Origin of the sequence: Roseovarius nitratireducens, assembly GCF_002925845.1 — a bacterium.
In the GTDB taxonomy this organism is placed as follows: Bacteria; Pseudomonadota; Alphaproteobacteria; order Rhodobacterales; family Rhodobacteraceae; genus Roseovarius; species Roseovarius nitratireducens.
Genome location: NZ_PDNI01000062.1, coordinates 37074 through 55632 on the forward strand (window position 1 = coordinate 37074; position 18559 = coordinate 55632).

General features: G+C 65.8%; 15 protein-coding genes. 12 read left to right on the plus strand and 3 right to left on the minus strand.

Going from position 1 to position 18559, the window contains the following annotated elements:
- Window positions 1-53 precede the first annotated feature (53 nt).
- The gene (coxB, locus tag CRJ03_RS12610) at window positions 54-944 is read right to left on the minus strand and encodes a cytochrome c oxidase subunit II (RefSeq protein WP_104019230.1); all 891 of its coding nucleotides are present in this window, start codon (window positions 942-944) and stop codon (window positions 54-56) included.
- Between the two features lie 207 nt (window positions 945-1151).
- Here coxB and tldD point away from each other — a divergent pair, with 207 nt between their 5' ends.
- Window positions 1152-2573 (plus strand): metalloprotease TldD, encoded by a 1422-nt coding sequence (gene tldD / locus CRJ03_RS12615; protein WP_104019231.1) that lies wholly within the window; start codon window positions 1152-1154, stop codon window positions 2571-2573.
- Window positions 2574-2682: 109 nt separating this feature from the next.
- Here tldD and CRJ03_RS12620 read toward each other — a convergent pair whose 3' ends face one another.
- Window positions 2683-3729 (minus strand): CNNM domain-containing protein, encoded by a 1047-nt coding sequence (locus CRJ03_RS12620; protein WP_104019232.1) that lies wholly within the window; start codon window positions 3727-3729, stop codon window positions 2683-2685.
- A gap of 654 nt (window positions 3730-4383) precedes the next feature.
- Here CRJ03_RS12620 and dprA point away from each other — a divergent pair.
- The 4 genes from dprA (at window position 4384) to CRJ03_RS12640 (ending at window position 9869) form a co-directional block, all read left to right on the plus strand.
- Window positions 4384-5547 (plus strand): DNA-processing protein DprA, encoded by a 1164-nt coding sequence (gene dprA / locus CRJ03_RS12625; RefSeq protein ID WP_104019233.1) that lies wholly within the window; start codon window positions 4384-4386, stop codon window positions 5545-5547.
- 113 nt (window positions 5548-5660) lie between these two features.
- Complete coding sequence (gene topA / locus CRJ03_RS12630; RefSeq protein ID WP_104019234.1) at window positions 5661-8339, plus strand: type I DNA topoisomerase; 2679 nt, start codon at window positions 5661-5663, stop codon at window positions 8337-8339.
- Window positions 8340-8517: 178 nt separating this feature from the next.
- Window positions 8518-9240: a CoA transferase subunit A gene (locus CRJ03_RS12635; protein WP_104019235.1), complete on the plus strand. Its 723-nt coding sequence runs from the start codon at window positions 8518-8520 to the stop codon at window positions 9238-9240.
- A complete protein-coding gene (locus tag CRJ03_RS12640) occupies window positions 9240-9869 on the plus strand; it encodes a CoA transferase subunit B (RefSeq protein WP_104019236.1) in 630 nt (209 codons plus the stop codon). The genes CRJ03_RS12635 and CRJ03_RS12640 overlap by 1 nt, the downstream gene beginning before the upstream one ends.
- Window positions 9870-9913: 44 nt before the next feature.
- Here the strand turns inward: CRJ03_RS12640 and CRJ03_RS12645 are convergent, their stop codons facing one another.
- Window positions 9914-10723 carry a lytic transglycosylase domain-containing protein gene (locus CRJ03_RS12645; RefSeq protein ID WP_240611665.1) on the minus strand — a complete coding sequence of 270 codons (810 nt, stop codon included), beginning with the start codon at window positions 10721-10723 and terminating at the stop codon, window positions 9914-9916.
- On the opposite strand from CRJ03_RS12645, the gene CRJ03_RS20510 reads away from it, so the two are divergent.
- The 7 genes from CRJ03_RS20510 (at window position 10713) to CRJ03_RS12680 (ending at window position 18551) form a co-directional block, all read left to right on the plus strand.
- Window positions 10713-11279 carry a Flp family type IVb pilin gene (locus tag CRJ03_RS20510; RefSeq protein ID WP_338066351.1) on the plus strand — a complete coding sequence of 189 codons (567 nt, stop codon included), beginning with the start codon at window positions 10713-10715 and terminating at the stop codon, window positions 11277-11279. The two genes, CRJ03_RS12645 and CRJ03_RS20510, sit on opposite strands and share 11 nt — an antisense overlap.
- Before the next feature lie 207 nt (window positions 11280-11486).
- Window positions 11487-12359, plus strand: a complete 873-nt coding sequence (gene cpaB / locus CRJ03_RS12655; protein WP_104019238.1) for a Flp pilus assembly protein CpaB — start codon at window positions 11487-11489, stop codon at window positions 12357-12359.
- A 196-nt stretch (window positions 12360-12555) separates the two neighbouring features.
- Entirely contained in the window at window positions 12556-13980 is a 1425-nt protein-coding gene (locus CRJ03_RS12660) for a type II and III secretion system protein family protein (RefSeq protein WP_104019239.1), read from the plus strand.
- 14 nt (window positions 13981-13994) lie between these two features.
- The gene (locus CRJ03_RS12665; RefSeq protein WP_104019240.1) at window positions 13995-14660 is read left to right on the plus strand and encodes an OmpA family protein; all 666 of its coding nucleotides are present in this window, start codon (window positions 13995-13997) and stop codon (window positions 14658-14660) included.
- Between the two features lie 244 nt (window positions 14661-14904).
- Entirely contained in the window at window positions 14905-16128 is a 1224-nt protein-coding gene (locus tag CRJ03_RS12670) for a CpaE/TadZ family protein (protein ID WP_104019241.1), read from the plus strand.
- 16 nt (window positions 16129-16144) lie between these two features.
- Entirely contained in the window at window positions 16145-17578 is a 1434-nt protein-coding gene (locus CRJ03_RS12675; protein ID WP_104019242.1) for a TadA family conjugal transfer-associated ATPase, read from the plus strand.
- A 4-nt stretch (window positions 17579-17582) separates the two neighbouring features.
- Window positions 17583-18551, plus strand: coding sequence for a type II secretion system F family protein (locus CRJ03_RS12680; RefSeq protein WP_104019243.1), 969 nt, complete (start codon window positions 17583-17585; stop codon window positions 18549-18551).
- Window positions 18552-18559 lie beyond the last annotated feature (8 nt).

Sequence of the window (18559 nt, forward strand, 5' to 3'; positions counted from 1 at the left end):
GGCGGGGCGGCGCGCGCCCCGCTGTCCATGCGTCCGGCGCGCCCGCAGCGATGTCACTCGGTCGAGGCGACCTGCACGGCGGCACCCGGCAAGGTGGACGGATCGCCCGCATATTCGTCGATCGCGCCTTCCAGCCACTCCTGGTACTCGGCCTCGCTCACCACCTTGACGGTGATCGGCATATAGGCATGCGCCTGCCCGCACAGCTCCGAGCACTGGCCGAAATAGATGCCTTCCTTCTCGGCGGTGAACCAGAGCTGCGCCAGCCGCCCCGGCACCGCGTCCTGCTTCACGCCAAATGCGGGGATGGTCCAGCTATGGATCACGTCGGCGCCGGTCACGGTCATCACCACGGTCTTGCCCACCGGCACGACCACGGAAGTATCGGTGGCCAGCAGGAATTCATCGCGGCTATAGCCCGCCTCGACAAGCTGCTCCTCGACCTCCGGCGTCAGCCGGTTGTCGCCGCCGGTGGCGGGCGCGCCGATCATGTAGCTGTCAAAGCCGAACTCGTGATCGGTGTATTCATAGCCCCAGTACCACTGGTACCCGGTCACCTTGATGTTGATGTCTCCCTCGGGGATTTCCTGCTGCTTGAACAGGATCGGCAGCGAGTTGGCCCCGATGAACACGAGGATCAGGATCGGAACGATGGTCCAGGCGATCTCGACCGGCGTGTGATGGGTGAATTTCGCCGGGTTCGGGTTGGCGCGCCGGTTGTAGCGCACGATCACGTAGGCCAGCAGCGCCGTGACGAGGAGCGTGATGGCGATGATGATGATGTTGATCGCCCCGTCGAGCCATTGCAGGTCGCGGGCAAGCTCGGTCGCCGCGGGCTGAAACCCGGTTTTGCCCGCTGAGGGCGCGCCGACGATCTCCTGCGCTTGCGCGGGGAGGGCGGAAAAGGCGGCCATAAAGGCCAAGAGGCTGGGGGTAAGTCGCATTGTGCACCCTGGTCGGTTAAAGCGGTTCATGTCTCTGGCCTTGCCCGGTCGGGCCGGGCGGTGGCGGAACGCCGTTGTCTTGATAACGTCTAAAACCATATTCTGAACGTGACGACAAGAAAGACCATTGCGGCAAACGGACGCTTTTTTTGATCTGGATCAAATCGCGGCCCCGGATTGACGCCCCATCACGCAGGACAGCACCCCATGAGTGACACCCCCTTTCGCCCCTTCGACACGCTCATCGACCGCGAGGCGGCGCTGGCGTCGCTGCGCGCGGCCACCCGTGGCGCCGACGATGGCGAGCTGTTTCTCGAACGCCGCCGCGCCGAGGCGCTGAGCTTCGATGACGGACGGCTGCGCACCGCCTCCTACGACGCCTCCGAGGGATTCGGCCTGCGCGCGGTGCGCGGCGAGGTGACGGGCTACGCCCATTCCTCCGAGGTGAACGAGGCCGCGCTCGCCCGCGCGGTCGAGACGGCGCGCCTCGCCGTGGGCGCGGGCGGGGCCACCCTCGCGGCGGGCCCCGCCGCCACCAATACCCGCCTCTACACCGATGCCGACCCGATCGCCGGGGCGGGCTTTCCGGTCAAGATCGACACCCTGCGCGAGATCGACGCCTTCGCCCGCGATCTCGACCCCCGCGTGGTGCAGGTCACCGCCTCGCTCGCCGCCTCGCTTCAGGAAGTGGTGATCCTGCGCCCCGACGGGCAAGAGCTGCGCGACACCCGCCCCATGACCCGGCTCAATGTCTCGGTCATCGTCGAGGGAAACGGCCGCCGCGAACAGGGCAGCGCCGGGGGCGGCGGCCGGCGTGGCATGGGCGGGCTGATCGACCCGGCCGATTGGCAGGCCAAGACCCGCGAGGCCCTGCGCATCGCGCTGGTCAATCTGCGCGCCGAGGACGCCCCCGCCGGCGTGATGGACGTGGTGCTTGGCCCCGGCTGGCCCGGCATCCTGCTGCACGAGGCCATCGGCCACGGGCTCGAGGGCGATTTCAACCGCAAGGGCAGTTCCGCCTTTGCCGGGCTGATGGGCCAACGCATCGCCGCCCCCGGCGTCACCGTGCTCGACGACGGCACCATCCCGGACCGGCGCGGCTCGCTCACCTTCGACGACGAGGGCACGCCTTCGCGCCGCAACGTGTTGATCGAGGACGGCATCCTCGTGGGCTACATGCAGGACCGCCAGAACGCGCGCCTGATGGGGGTCGAGGCCACCGGCAACGGCCGCCGCGAAAGCTATGCCCACGCCCCCATGCCGCGCATGACCAACACCTACATGCTCGGCGGCGACGCCACCCCCGGCGATCTCATCGCCGGGATGAAGGACGGCATCTACGCCGTCGGCTTCGGCGGCGGGCAGGTCGACATCACCAACGGCAAGTTCGTGTTCTCCTGCACCGAGGCGTATCGCGTCAGGAACGGCAAGGTCGGCGCCCCGGTCAAGGGCGCCACCCTCATCGGCGACGGCGCCACCGCGCTCCAGCAAATCCGCGGCCTCGGCAACGACATGGCCCTCGACCCCGGCATGGGCAGTTGCGGCAAGCAGGGGCAATGGGTGCCGGTCGGCGTGGGCCAGCCCTCAGTGCTGATCGGCGGGCTGACGGTGGGGGGATCGGCGGCGTAGGGGGTGAGAGTGCGGGATGCTGCGGCTCTACGAATGCCTGCAACGCGCAGGGAGGCGGGTTTGCAAACCTCGGAACGCCTGACCTGAGCCGATGCCATCCTGCCGCGTGTCACTTGGCTGACTTCCCACGCGCATTCCTCCGGCGGATAGCCCGCAACTTTGCCACTCTCTGCAAATCCTCGGCTTCATCATTCTCATCAACAATCTCGGCTCCGAGCAATGTTTCTATGACGTCTTCCATGGTCACGAGGCCGGCCGTTCCGCCATATTCATCTTCGACCAGTGCAATATGCGCCTCGCTCTCCATGAGCAGATCGAACAGCGCATCGAGGTCCGTCTTTTCCGGAATGCGTTGAATGTCGCGCGTGAAGTCCGAAACGGTCTTGTCCTTGCCATCGCGCAAACCGGCCAGAAAAAGGTCGCGCGTCAGCACGAAGCCTTTCACGTCATCGATGTTTTCGCCGATGACGATAAAGCGGGAGACCGGAAAGGCGTCTCTGGAACTCACAATCGCACCGACTGTTTCATCAGCACCGAAATGCTCGATGACCGTGCGCGGCGTCATGATCTCGGTGACTGCGATTTTCGACAGGCGAAACAGGTTGGTCACAACGCGCGTTTCATCTTCCTCGACGACCCCGAGACGCTGGCCTGCGGTTGTCAGCGCCGTGATCTCCTGGCGCGATACTTCTGCGTGGCGCTCACGGCCTGTCAGCACCCGTGTTATCCCCTGGCTCATCCACACCAAAGGCAACTGAATGACGATCAGCCAAGGCAGCACCCGAACCGCGAACGGCGCCAGACCACGCCAGTAGGTGGCGCCGAGGGTCTTGGGAATGATTTCGGACAGGATGAGAATCCCAAACGTCAACACGGCAGAGAATATGCCGACGCCGGTATCGTTGAATACCGTGGCAGCCTGCGCACCTGCTCCGGTGGCGCCGACGGTATGTGCAATCGTGTTGAGCGACAGTATCGCGGCGAGAGGGCGTTCGATATCAGCCCTCAACGTCCTGAGTTTCGTCGCAAGACGCGGTTGCTCCTTCTCGGCGGCTTCGACAAAGGATGGCGTGATAGATAAAAGGACTGCTTCGAGGATCGAGCAAAGAAACGACACCCCGATCGCTAGCAGCACGAAAAAAATCAGTAAAGTCATCGCGATGTCTTTCTCGTTCCGTCATTCATCTCGGTATAGCATCTTGCGTGCCATTCCAAGGACCGCAAAGGGGCCGGGAGCGTTCATCGCGTGCAGTATAGCGGGTGGTCGCTCCGGCCCGCGAACCGGACGCCCCAAGCGCCCCATTCTCACGTTGGACCGTAGCCAGACCCATCAACGCGGCACAAGTCGCCAGCCCCCCGCGCCCGGCCAGCCCGGCACTCGACCTCCTCCCCACCTCGCCCTGCCAACACCCCCCTCGACCGGCCCCGCGCGCCCCTTTCACCTTTCCCAAAATACTCACATCCCCCCCACCCGAGCCGGGCCAGCCCCCGCCCGTCTTCATCTTGCCAAAAATATCCAGATCCCGCCCGATCCGCCCCCGCGCAAACCTTGGCACCCCGTGCCCGCCCCGCGCGCCGTGGTCACGACCGCGTCCCCGGGCGTGGCCCCGGTCTCTGCCACCGCCGCGATACCGACAGGATACCGACGCGATACCGACACCGCACAGATCGCCGGAAACGATATAATTAACATGCAATATCATATACTTACATGAATTCCGCAAAAAACCGGCGACTCGCGCCATTTCGGTTTACCGCCCGTTAACCCTGCCCGCGCTATCCCTGTCCTTGCAAGTTGGCGAGGTCGCGGATGCCCGACACAAATCATCCTTCCACTCACCCCCCACTCCCACCCACCACGGAAGATGACCGGGTGTCGTGGCTTCGCCTCTTGCGCTCCCGCCGGGTCGGACCGAATACCTTTCACCGGCTGATGGCCGAACACGGCTCCGCCGGTGCCGCGCTCGACGCCCTGCCCGGGGTCGCCCGCGCCGCGGGCGTGGCCGATTACCGCGCGTGCCCTGCCGGCGTGGCCGAGGCCGAATTGCGCGCCGGTCATGCCGCGGGCGCACGGCTTCTTACCTTCGCCGATCCCACCTACCCCGCGGCGCTGCGCGACCTGCCGGACGCCCCGCCGCTCCTGTGGGTGATCGGCGACCCAGCGATCCTCTCCCGCCCCATGATCGCCGTCGTGGGCGCGCGCAACGCCTCCTCGCTCGGCCTGCGCATGGCGCGCGCGCTCGCCGCCGATCTCGCGGCGCAGGGCTACCTGATCGTCTCGGGCCTCGCCCGTGGCATCGACACCGCGGCGCATCGCGCCAGCCTCGATGACGGCACGGTCGCCACGATGGCCGGGGGGGTCGACGTGATCTACCCCGCTGAAAACGCCGAGCTTGCCGCGCGCATCGCCGAAAGCGGCCTGCGCCTGTCGGAGCAGCCCCCCGGCCTCGCCCCGCAGGCCCGCCACTTCCCGGTGCGCAACCGCCTCATCAGCGGGCTGGCGCGCGCCGTCGTGGTGGTCGAGGCCGCGGCCAAGTCCGGCTCGCTCATCACCGCGCGCACCGCGCTCGACCAGGGGCGCGAGGTCATGGCCGTGCCCGGCCACCCGATCGACGCCCGCGCCGCGGGCTGCAACATGCTGATCCGCGACGGCGCCACCCTGGTGCGCAACGCCGCCGACGTGATCGAGGCACTGCCCCGATCGCCCGAGGCAACGCAGGCCGAAATGCCGCTCGCCCCCGCGCCGACCCCGGCACCAGAACGCTCACCGCCGCCTTCGCGCCGCACATTGCGCGACACCGCCGCGCTGCACAGCCAGATCCTGTCGCGCCTCGGTCCCTCGCCGCTGGCCGAGGATCAGCTCATTCGCGATCTGGCCAGCCCCGCGCAGACCGTCGCCCCGGCCCTCGTCGCGCTCGAGCTTGACGGGCGCATCACCCGCCACCCCGGCGGCCTCGTCTCGCTCGCCGTCTGACCGCATGCCACATGGGGCCCCAACGCCGTTCTCTGACCCCGCGTTGACAAATCCCCTTGCCAGCCCACATGGTGCGCCGCCATAAGCGGCTCCCAGAGCCGGAAGGAGTGCCCATGCCCGTCGTCGTCGTCGAATCGCCTGCAAAAGCCAAGACGATCAACAAGTATCTCGGCGACGGCTACACGGTTCTGGCAAGTTATGGCCATGTCCGCGACCTGCCGCCCAAGGACGGTTCGGTCGATCCCGAGAACGGATTCGACATGACATGGGAGGTGGGCGCCGACGCACGCAAGCACGTCAAGGCCATCGCCGACGCGCTCAAGGACGATAACGCGCTCATCCTCGCGACCGACCCCGACCGCGAGGGCGAGGCGATCAGCTGGCACCTCGAGGAAACCCTGCGCAAGCGCAAGGCGATCCGCAAGGACACGCCGGTCAGCCGCGTCGTCTTCAACGCCATCACCAAATCCGCCGTCACCGAGGCGATGAAAAACCCGCGCGACATCGACGCGCCGCTGGTCGAGGCCTATCTCGCGCGCCGCGCGCTCGACTACCTCGTCGGCTTCAACCTCAGCCCCGTACTCTGGCGCAAGCTGCCCGGGGCGCGCTCGGCAGGGCGCGTGCAATCGGTCTGCCTGCGCCTCATCGTCGAGCGCGAGCAGGAGATAGAGGCGTTCAGGCCCCGCGAATACTGGTCCGTCAAGGCCCTCCTCACCACGCCGCGCGGGCAGGATTTCGAGGCCCGCCTCGTCACGCTCGCGGGCGACAAGCTCGACAAGTACAGCCTGGAAAACGCCACGCAGGCCGACATGGCGGTGCAGGCGGTGGCGGCGCGTGCCCTCACCGTCACCGGCGTCGAGGCGAAACCGGCGACGCGCAACCCCTCGGCCCCGTTCATGACCTCGACCCTGCAACAAGAGGCGAGCCGCAAGTTCGGCATGGGGGCCAAGCAATGCATGAGTGCCGCGCAGCGCCTCTACGAGGCGGGCTACATCACCTATATGCGGACCGACGGGATCGACATGGCCCCCGAGGCGGTGATGGCCGCGCGCGACGCGATCAAGGACCGCTACGGTGCGGACTATCTCCCGAAATCCCCGCGCATGTACAAGAACAAGGCCAAGAACGCCCAAGAGGCGCATGAATGCATCCGCCCCACCGAGATGACGCGCGACGCGGGCAAGATAAAGACCTCCGACGCCGATCAGCGCAAGCTCTACGATCTGATCTGGAAACGCACGCTCGCCTGCCAGATGGCCGCTGCCCGGCTGGAGCGCACCACCGTCGAGATCGGCAGCGAGGACGGCCAGGTGGGCCTGCGCGCGACCGGGCAGGTGATGCTCTTCGACGGCTTCCTCAAGGTCTATGAAGAGGGGCGCGACGACGTCGTGGGCGACGACGACGACCGCCGCCTGCCGCAGATCGCGCAGGGTGACAAGGCTGGCTTCGCCAAATCCTCGCTGCGCACGGAATTCGCCAAGGCGCAAGAGGCCAAGGACACCCCCGCCGCCATGCTCTCGGAGAACGAGGCAGTGCTGGGCCTGCAACACTTCACCCAGCCTCCGCCCCGCTACACAGAGGCGACGCTGGTCAAGAAGATGGAAGAATTGGGCATCGGCCGCCCCTCGACCTATGCCAGCGTGCTCGGCACGATCCAGGACCGCGAATATGTCCGCAAGGAGCAAAACCGCCTCATCCCCGAGGACAAGGGCCGCATCGTCACCACCTTCCTGATCAACTTCTTCCGCAAATACGTGGGCTACGAGTTCACCGCCAATCTCGAAGAGGATCTCGACCGGGTGAGCGCGGGCGAGGCCGATTACAAGGAGGTGCTGTCGCGCTTCTGGCGCGATTTCTCGGCGGCCATCTCCGAGACCTCCGAGCTCAGGATCAAGGAAGTGCTCGACGTGCTCGACGACGCGCTCGCTCCCACGCTCTACCCGCCCCGCGAGGACGGCGGCGACCCGCGCCAATGCCCGCTCTGCGGCACCGGACGGCTGCACCTCAAGACCTCGCGCTCGGGCGGCTTCGTGGGCTGCGGCAATTACCCCGAATGCCGCTACACCCGCCCCATCGGCGGCGACGCGGCCGAAAACGGCGACCGCATCCTCGGCGAGGACGAACACGGCAACGAGATTTCCCTGCGTTCAGGCCGCTTTGGTCCCTACGTGCAGCGTGGCGAGGCCACCGAGGACAACAAGAAGCCCGACCGCGCCAGCCTGCCCAAGGGCTGGAAGGCAGAGGAGATGACGCTGGAAAAGGCGCTCACCCTGCTGAGCCTGCCGCGCGAGGTGGGCGAGCATCCCGAGGGCGGCACGATCAAGTCGAATTTCGGTCGCTACGGCCCCTACATCATGCACCAGGGCCCCGATGACGCCAAACCCGTCTACGCCAATCTCAAGGACCCCAATGACGTGTTCGAGATCGGCATGAACCGTGCGGTGGAACTGCTCGCCGCCAAGCGCGCCAATCCCGGCGGGCGTGGGCGCGCGGCGGCCAAGGCCCTGCGCGATCTGGGCGAACATCCGGGCGAGGGCGGGCCGGTGCAGGTCTTCGAGGGACGCTACGGCCCTTACGTGAAATGGGGCAAGATCAACGCCACCCTGCCCAAGGACACGAGCCCCGAGGACATCACCCTCGAGGCGGCGACCGATCTCATCGCGGCCAAGGCGGCCAAGTCCGGCGGCAAGAAGAAGGCCGCGCCCAAAAAGACCGCCACCAAAAAGACCGCGGCCAAGAGCACGACCGGCAAGGCGGCCTCAAAGACCACCGCGCGCAAGAAGGTGGGCTGAGGCCGGGGCAGTCGAAATCTTCAAAAGATTTCGGCGCGCTTTCTTTCAAAGAAAGCGGGCGTAATGGCCGGGGCTACGTAGTAATCCGTAAATCGCCGCGATGCAGCGCGCGCCGCGTTGACACCGCCCCCCGCCCCGCCGCATACCAAGGTCGACGGATTTCAGGAGGAGATGCGCGATGTCCAAGGTATACGGCTCGGCGGCCGAGGCGCTTGACGGGCTCTTGCAGGATGACATGACCATCGCCGCGGGCGGCTTCGGCCTCTGCGGCATCCCCGAGTTGCTGCTCGCCGCGATCCGCGATTCGGGCGCCAAGAACCTCACCTTCGCGTCCAACAACGCAGGCGTTGACGATTTCGGCATCGGCATCCTGCTGCAGACCCGGCAGGTCAGAAAGATGATGTCGTCCTACGTGGGCGAGAACGCCGAATTCATGCGCCAGTATCTCAGCGGTGAGCTCGAGCTCGAATTCAACCCCCAGGGCACGCTCGCCGAGCGGATGCGCGCGGGCGGCGCTGGCATTCCGGGCTTCTATACCAAGACCGGCGTCGGCACCCAGATCGCCGAGGGCAAGGAACACAAGGATTTTCCCACCGGCCCCGGCGGCCAGCCCGAGACCTATATCCTCGAGCGCGGCATCTTCGCCGACCTCTCGATCGTCAAGGCATGGAAGGCCGACACCACCGGCAACTGCATCTTCCGCAAGACCGCGCGCAACTTCAACCCGCCCGCGGCCATGTGCGGCCGCACCTGCGTGATGGAGGTCGAGGAGATCGTCGAACCCGGCACGCTCGACCCCGACTGCATCCACCTGCCCGGCATCTACGTGCACCGCCTGATCCAGGGCGACCACGAGAAACGCATCGAACAACGCACCGTGCGCAAGAGGGAGGAAGCCTGATGCCCTGGACCCGCGACCAGATGGCGGCACGCGCCGCGCAGGAGCTCGAGGACGGCACCTATGTCAATCTCGGCATCGGCATCCCGACCCTGGTGTCGAACTACATCCCCGAGGGCGTTCAGGTGACGCTGCAATCCGAAAACGGGATGCTCGGCATGGGCCCCTTCCCGCTCGAGGGCGACGAAGACCCCGATCTCATCAACGCCGGCAAGCAGACCATCACCGAGCTGCCCCACACCGCCTATTTCGACAGCGCCACCTCCTTCGGCATGATCCGGGGCGGCAAGATCGCGATGGCGATCCTCGGCGCGATGGAGGTGGCCGAGAACGGCGATCTGGCCAACTGGATGATCCCCGGCAAGCTGATCAAGGGCATGGGCGGCGCGATGGACCTCGTCGCCGGCGTGCGCCGGGTGGTGGTGGTAATGGACCACACCAACAAGGCGGGTGAATCAAAGCTGCTCAAGAAATGCACCCTGCCGCTTACTGGCACCGGCGTGGTGAATCGCATCGTCACCAACCTCGGCGTGCTCGACGTGGTCGAGGGGGGCCTGCGCATCGTGGAATGCGCCGATGGCGTGACCGAGGACGAGATCCGCGCCGCCACCGAGGCCGCGATCGTCAACTGAAACCGTCAACCGACCGGGGCCGGGCCACCCCGCCCGGCCCCGGTCTAGTTCAACGCCAGGTCGAAGGCGCAGGCGTCGGTGACGAGTTCGGGCCGCGTCTTGCACAGCCCCCGCGCCACCTCGAAGGCCGCGAGCACGCGCGGCACGTAATCGCGCGTCTCCGCAAAGGGGGGCACGCCGCCATGGTCGCGCAGCGCCCCCTCGCCCGCGTTGTAGCCCGCCAGCGCCAGGATGACGTCGCCGCCGAATTCGCCGATCAGCCAATCGAGATAGGCCGCGCCGCCGCGGATGTTCTCGGTCGGGGCAAGCGGGTCGGTCACGCCGAATCGCGCCGCCGTGTCGGGCATGAGCTGCATCAGCCCCTGCGCCCCCTTCTCGGACACCACCTCCACGCGCCCGCCCGATTCCACCGCGATCACGGACAGCACCAGCGCGGGCGACACCCGCGTGCCGACGGTGGCGCGCAGGATGTCGGCGCCCTGCGCGCGCAGGATGTCACGCAGGGTTTGCAGCCGCGGCACCGCTGGGGCCGCCCCATCGGGCGGATTGGCGAGACGTGTCATCGCGACGCGCAGGCGCAAAGCCCCGTCAGCGTCGAGCGCGGCGGGCACCTCCTCCCAGAACCAGCCGAGGCGCGGCTCCGCCCGCGCACCTGCCTCGCTCCTGCCGTCGGCAAGCGGGGCCTCGCGCGGCGTGATCTGCACCAGCGGGCCGCGCGGCGCACCGGGTTTCGGGGCTTCCTCGAACTTGGGCGAGAAGTCGGGAAAGGGCGGCGGGCCATCGCCCCGCGCGCCGCCACCCGGTGCCAGCGCGGCACAGAAGCACAGAACCCTGAATATTCCGTTGATCGGCACTGCTCTGCCCCGGATCGTTTCCCTCCATCATGTCAACAATCCGCTCTCATGGCCAGAATCGTTGCGTGAAATACGGATCGTTTTGCGCGATTTTCGTCAAATTCTGCACGCAAAAGATGTAGATCGAGAGATATTTTCTGTTTATTTCTTTTGTTTTCAGTATTTTGATAACTTTCTCGGTGAAATTCATCAAAACACGAAAATCGCTGCATTGCCGCCCAAATCACGCCCGGATTCGGCGGCCATATGGGATCACACCACGACGGCAACGGGCCATAAAACTGGAGGGTCTGAAACCGGGGTGGATGTGAAAACTGAGCAACTGATCCTTTGGAGGGACCAAACCATGATGAACTTTTTCAAGAACTTCTCGAAAGACGAAGACGGCGCAGTGACGGTTGACTGGGTCGTGCTGACCGCAGCAGTCGTGGGCCTCGGCATCGCCGCGATTTCCACGGTGCGCGGCGGCATCGATTCCATGGCTGGCGATATCAGCACTTCACTCACCGACGGCGGCGTGGCTGCGGTGGGCACGCTTGGCAGTACCGGCGAGTAACTGCTCGTCTTGGCTCAATGCCGAGTCAGCGAAACGGTCATGGCCGCAGGGTATCCCTGCGGCCATTTCCGCAAGAGACTTCGGCAGGGTCGCGTGCGGCATATCGTTGCCGTATCTGCTCCAACGTATTGACACAATCTCGTGCAAGAAATTGGTTATGTGCTCATCTTCGAGATAACCTAGGGGTGCATCGAAAAGGAATAACCCATGCGCTTGATCTTCGGACTGGTCCTGCTGATCGGTATCGGCCTTGCAGGCTTTGCCACCTACATGGCGAAGAATTACATCGAGCAATACCAGCAACAGCTCGCCCAGGAGCGCAAGCAGCGCGCCCCGGAGATCGAGACCGTTGATGTCCTGGTGGCCGCGCGCGACCTGAAATACGGTGAAAAGCTGGAAAAGGACGCGGTGAAAAGCGTGAAGTACCCCAAGTCGTCGCTGCCCGAGGGTGTCTTTACCGAAGCCACAGCCCTCTTTCCAGAGGAGGCGCGCGATCCGCGCGAGGTGCTGCGCAGCATGGTCGAGGGCGAGGTGATCCTCGCCGGCAAGGTGACCGACCCGGGTGAGCCCGCGGGCATCGGATCGCGGCTCGCGTCCGGGATGCGCGCCTTCGCCATCGAGGTGGACGCCAAGAGCGGTGTTTCGGGTTTCCTGCGCCCCGGCGACCGGGTCGATGTCTACTGGACCGGCTCTGTCGGCAAGGGCAACATGCGCACCGAAGGCAATTCCACCGGTAGCGTGACCAAGCTCATCGAGTCCCGGATGCCGCTTGTCGCCGTCGACCAGAGCGCCGACATAGACCGTGACGAGGCCCGCATCGCGCGCACCGTGACGGTCGAGGCAACCCCGCAGCAGGTCGCTTCGCTCGCGCAGGCACAATCCACCGGGCGGCTGTCGCTGTCGCTCGTCGGCGCGCTCGACCAGACCACGTCGGAGGTGATCGAGGTCGATCAGTATCGCCTGCTCGGCATCAAGGCCGCCGAAGCCCCCAAACCGCCGCAAATGGAAGAAGAGCGCTGCACCATACGCACGCGCCGCGGCTCCGAAGTCGTCATGACCCCCATCCCCTGCACCAACTGAGGCGGCGCACGCGCCCCACCATCGGGGCCGCCTTCGGGCGGCCCCGCGCATTCCGGGCGGGCAGAAACGGCACGGCGAGGATCAAAGACGGCGCGAATCTCATTGATTCCTTGCAAAATTCGCAATTCTCACGCAGAGTAACGCCAAACGCGGGCGCAAGACCCGGACCAGAGGCGTGATCGGAGAGGCAGGTCACATGAGCATCAGGACCATTCTACACTCGGCCCTCGCGGTCGCGTTGATCTGCGTGGGTGTGAGCGCACTGCCCGCCCATGCCGAAACCGTGCGCGTCGTGCGCGGCGATGCGTCCAGCAATATCAACGTCGCGATGAACCGCGCGATCGTCGTGGAAAGCGATGTCTCTTTCGCCGAGCTGAGCATCGCCAACCCTGCCATCGCCGATTTCTCGACCCTCTCGGACCGCACCATTTACGTTCTCGGCAAGGCGCCGGGGCGCACCACGCTGACGCTGTTTGGCGACACCGGGCGGCTCATCACCAATATCGACGTGCATGTCAGCACCGATATCGCCGAGTTCAAGGAACGCCTCCGCCAGATCCTGCCGGGCGAAAAGATCGAGGTGCGCACCGCCAATGACGGCATCGTGCTGTCGGGCACGGTGTCGAGCCCGACGCGGCTGCAACGCGCGCTCGATCTCGCCGAGCGCTACGCGCCCGAGCGCGTGTCGAACCTCATGTCGGTCTCGGGCAAGCAGCAGGTCATGCTCAAGGTCCGCTTTGCCGAAATGCAACGCACGGTGTCCAAGGCGCTGTCGACCTCGCTCTCCGTGGATGGCCTGTCGTCACTCACCGGCGAGGGGGTGGGGGTCGCGGGCGCGCGGCTCGGCACCAACCAGATCGGCGGCGGCGATACCGTCGTGCCCGGGACGGTCAACAACCAGACCGCCGCCGGCACCGCCTTCATCGGCTTCGATATCGGTTCGGTCGAGCTTGGCATCCTGCTCGAGGCGCTAGAGACCAAGGGCGTCGTGCGCACCCTGGCAGAGCCCAATCTCACCGCCCTCTCGGGCCAGGAGGCAAGCTTTCTCGCCGGGGGCGAATTCCCCATCCCCGTGGCGCAGGAAGAGGGCACCATCACCGTCAATTACAAGAAATTCGGGGTTGAGCTGAAATTCATCCCGCGCGTGCTCGACGATGGCGTGATCAACCTCGAGATGGCGGCGGCGGTGTCGTCGATCGACGACAGCCAGCAGGTCAATGCCGGCACGATCACGCTGCCCGCCTTCCGTCGGCGCGACACCTCGACCACGGTCTCGATCCGCGACGGCGAGAGCTTTGCCATCGCCGGGCTTCTGCAGGACGACTTCCGCGACAACAATGCACAGGTGCCCTGGCTCGGCGATGTGCCGGTGCTGGGCGCGCTGTTTCGCAGCGCCGATTACCTGCGTGCCCAGAGCGAACTCGTCATCATCATCTCGGCACATCTCGTCTCGCCCACGCGGGGCGAGGCGCTGGCGCTGCCCACCGACCGGGTGCGCCTGCCCTCCGAGGGCGATCTGTTTCTCAACGGGCGCGTGATGCGTGACGCACCGAAATCCGGTGCCGCGGGCGAGGTCGCCCGGCAGGATTTCACCGGGTCTTACGGCTATGTGATGGAATGACAGGGGGCAGGGCGATGAAACGGTATCTGGCGATCTCCGGCCTCTTCGTCACGGTGGCCTGTGCGTCACCCGATGGCGATGTCGTTCGCTCCTATTTCGGCGAGGCGGGATCGCTCGTCGACAATGGTGCCTTCGGCGAGGCGTCGATGAACAACCACCTCGTGATGACCGGAGAGCGAAGCTATGTCTTCGACCTTGCCAACCGTTTCGCCAGCGAGGTCGACAGCACGGTGAACTTCTCCTTCGACTCGGTCGTGCTCGACGCGGGCGCACGCGACACCCTGCGCGAACAGGCGCACTGGATTCGCCAGTTCCCCGAGGTGCGCTTCCGCGTCTACGGCCATACCGACGCTGTCGGCCCAGAGGCTTATAACAAGTCGCTCGGGCTGCGCCGCGCACAGGCGGTGGTACGCTACCTCGCCAGCCAGGGCGTCGGCCGCGACCGGCTCGAGGCGGTCGCCTCCTTCGGCGAAACCCAGCCGCTGATCGTCACGCAAGGCCGCGAGAGGCGCAACCGCCGCACCGTGACCGAGGTCTCTGGCTTCGTCGGCTCGCATCCGATCGTGATGGACGGCAAGTATGCCGAAGTGGTCTATCGCGAATATGTCGAGAGTGCGACCTGGGAATCCACTGTCACGCTCGATGCCGAGACAGCGGGCGGCGGCGGCGGCGAGCAATAGCCCCGCCGCGTCAGATCGGCCCTGCCCGAGACCCGCCGCACCAGGCGGGTCTTCTTGTCTCCGGGCTTCCTACAATTACGATCTTTTGGCCAAAATGTCGCCCACATTAACGGCCATGTTTCCATTATCGAGCAATGCCCCGCGCCGTCTGACGCGACCGATCCGCACCCCGCCCCTTTCGCGGTGTGCGATCCGACGTGCCGGACGGAGAGGGCCCCGACCGACAATAGTGGTGAGTATCAACATGACCCAGACCGACACAACGCCGATCCGCGCCTGCACCATCAGCAGGGATGTGCAGAACTTCGACCTGCTCATCGAGGACATGGAGGCCACCCTCGGCGAGGCCTGGGGCGATCTGGGCTTTTCCGAGGCGCTGGCCTTCCTCAACCAGCCCGAGGCCGAGACCCTCGAATTCGTCGCGCTGGCGATGGACGAACACGACGAAGACGACCTGCCGCTGATGAACCAGATCATCCTCGCTGCCGCCCAGCGCGGAATCAAGAGCATCCTCATCGCCGAGGATGTCAGCCCCGCCGCGCTCCACCAGCTTCTGCGCAACGGGGCGGACGAATTCGTGCCCTATCCCCTGCCAGAGCGCGAGTTGCAGGCCGCCATAGAGCGGCTGCGCGCGCCCGCCCCTTCCGCTGCAACCACCACCAAGGCCGAGCGTCTGCCCGAGGCCAGCGCCGAAGGCGGCGTGATTCTCGCCGTGCAGGGGCTCGCCGGGGGCACCGGGGCAACCACGCTCGCGGTCAACCTCGCCTGGGAACTGGCCAATATCAACAAGGCAAAGCCGCCGCAGGTCTGCATTTTGGACTTCAGCCTGCAATTCGGCTCGGTCGCCACCTTCCTCGACCTTCCGCGCCGCGACGTGGTGTTCGAGATGTGGTCGGATACCGAGCGACTCGACGAGGACGTGTTCCGCCAGGCGCTCGTCACCTTCGAGGACAAGCTGCGCGTGCTGACCGCGCCCACAGATATCCTGCCGCTCGACATAATCGGCCCCGACGACGTGACCCGCGTGCTCGACCTCGCGCGCCGCCATTTCGACTACGTCATCGTCGACATGCCCACCACGCTGGTGCAATGGACCGAGACGGTGCTCAACCAATGCCAGATCTATTTCGCCACGCTCGAGCTCGACATGCGCTCGGCGCAGAACACCCTGCGCATCAAGCGCGCGCTCCAGGCCGAGGACCTGCCGCTAGAGAAGCTGCGCTACTGCCTCAACCGGGCGCCGAAATTCACCGATATCGGGGCGCGGTCCCGCGTCAAGCGGTTGGCCGAAAGCCTCGAGATCGGGCTCGAGCTTCAGCTTCCCGATGGCGGGCGCGCGGTGTCGCAAAGCGCCGATCACGGGCTGCCGCTCGCCTCGACCGCCGCCAAGAACCCGCTGCGCCGCGAGATCGCCAAGCTCGCCCAATCGCTGCACGAGCTCGGCCGCGACGAGGCCGAGGCCGCCTGAGGAAAGGACGCCACAGATGTTTTCGCGCTACAAGAAGTCAGGCGGCGCCACCCCTGCGCACAAGGAGCGCGCCGCGACGGCCAACAAGCCCGAGCCCGCCCCCAAGGTCACCAGCCTGCGCAGGCCGCCGCAGAAATCGGCGGCGGCGCCTGCGCCCGAGGACAAGGAACGCAAGCGCAAGGAGCGGCTTGGCGAGATCAAGATCGAGCTTCACCGCGCGCTGCTCGACAATCTCAACCTCTCCGCGCTAGACACCGCGACCGAGGCCGACCTGCGCGCCGAGATCACCGCCATTTCCTCGGAAATCCTCCAGGAAAAGGGGATCGTGCTCAACCGCGAGGACCGCGCCCGCCTGACGCAAGAGCTCTACGACGAGGTCAAGGGCCTCGGCCCCCTCGAGACGCTGCTCAAGGACGACACGATCAGCGACATCCTCGTGAACGGCCCGCACCAGATCTTCATCGAGCGCGAGGGTCGGCTCGTGGTGAGTGACGTCACCTTCAAGGACGAAAAGCACCTCCTGCGCATCATCGACAAGATCGTGAGCGCAGTCGGCCGCCGGGTGGACGAATCGAACCCTTACGTCGACGCCCGCCTCGCCGACGGCTCGCGATTCAACGCGATGGTGCCGCCCATCGCGGTGGATGGCAGCCTCGTGTCGATCCGCAAGTTCAAGAAGGACAAGCTCGGCATCGACGATCTCGTGCGCTTCGGCGCTTTTTCCGAGGAAATGGCCGCCTATCTCCAGGCCGCCGTCGCCTGTCGGCTCAACATCGTCGTCTCGGGCGGCACCGGTTCGGGCAAGACCACCACCCTCAACGCGCTGTCGTCCTTCATCGACAATGCCGAACGCATCCTCACCGTCGAGGACACCGCCGAATTGCAGCTTCAGCAGGCCCATGTCGGCCGGATGGAGACACGCCCCCCCAACGTCGAGGGCAAGGGCGAGGTGACCGCGCGCGACTGCATCAAGAACGCGCTCCGGATGCGCCCCGACCGGATCATCGTCGGCGAGACCCGCGGCGAAGAGGTGATCGACATGCTTCAGGCCATGAATACCGGCCATGACGGCTCGATGACCACGATCCACGCCAACAACGCGCGCGACGCGTTCAGCCGTCTGGAAAACATGGTCGCGATGGCCGGGATCGAGATGCCGCTCAAGGCGGTGCGCAACCAGATCGCCAGCGCCGTCAACGTCATCGTGCAGGCCAACCGCCTGCAGGACGGCTCGCGCCGGATGACCTCGATCACCGAAGTGACCGGGATGGAGGGCGAGGTAATCTCGATGCAGGAGGTGTTCCGCTTCCAGCGGGTCGGAATCTCGTCCGATAACAAGATCATGGGCCATTTCACCGGCACCGGCGTGCGCTCGCACTTCACCGAGCGCTTCCGCCTGTGGGGCTACGACCTGCCGCCCTCCATCTACGAACCCATCGCGGCGGAGTGAGACAATGAGCATAGGTTCCGAACCGATCATCTACGGCCTCATCTTCATCGGCGTTCTGGTGCTTGTCGAGGGGCTCTACCTCACCGTGTTCGGTCGCTCCATCAGCCTCGACAAGCGGGTGAACCGGCGGCTCGAACTGCTCGAGAAGCACGGCAACCGCGAGCAGGTGATGGAAACCCTCCGCAAGGAGATGGAGCAGCACCTCAAGGCGCGGCGCGTGCCGCTCTACGCGATCCTGTCGGTCAAGGCGCAGAAGGCGGCCATCGCCTTCACGCCCAAGCAGATCGTGATGATCATGGCCGCCACCGGCGTCCTTGCCTTTCTCGGGTTGACCATCGGCACCGCCACGCCGCTGCCGGTGCGGATTCTGGTCTCGGCGGCGATGGGCGTTGGCGGCGTCTACATGTGGATTTCCCTGAAGGCATCCAAGCGCATGGGCATGCTCGAGGAACAGCTCCCCGACGCGATCGAGCTGATGGTGCGCAGCCTGCGGGTGGGCCACCCGTTTTCCTCGGCCATCGGCATTGTCGCCAACGAGGTGTCCGACCCGCTCGCCACCGAGTTCGGCGTGATCGCGGACGAGGCCACCTATGGCCGCGATATCGGCGAGGCGCTCAAGGACATGGCAGAGCGGCTCGACATGCAGGACCTGCGCTTTCTCGCGGTGGCGGTGACCATCCAGCAGCAGGCCGGCGGCAACCTGGCCGAAATCCTCTCGGGGCTGGCCAAGGTGATCCGCGCGCGCTTTCGCCTGTTTCGCCGCGTCAAGGCGATCACCGCCGAGGCGCAATGGTCGGGCAAGTTCCTGTCGGGCTTTCCGCTATTCGCCATCTTCGGCATCCAGTTGATCAAGCCCGACTATTACGACGAGGCGATGGACCACCCCTGGTTCATCCCGGCGGTGCTGATCGTCGGCGTATTCCTCGTGCTCAACGTCATCGTCATGCGCGCCCTCGTGAACATCAAGGTCTGAAAGGTCTT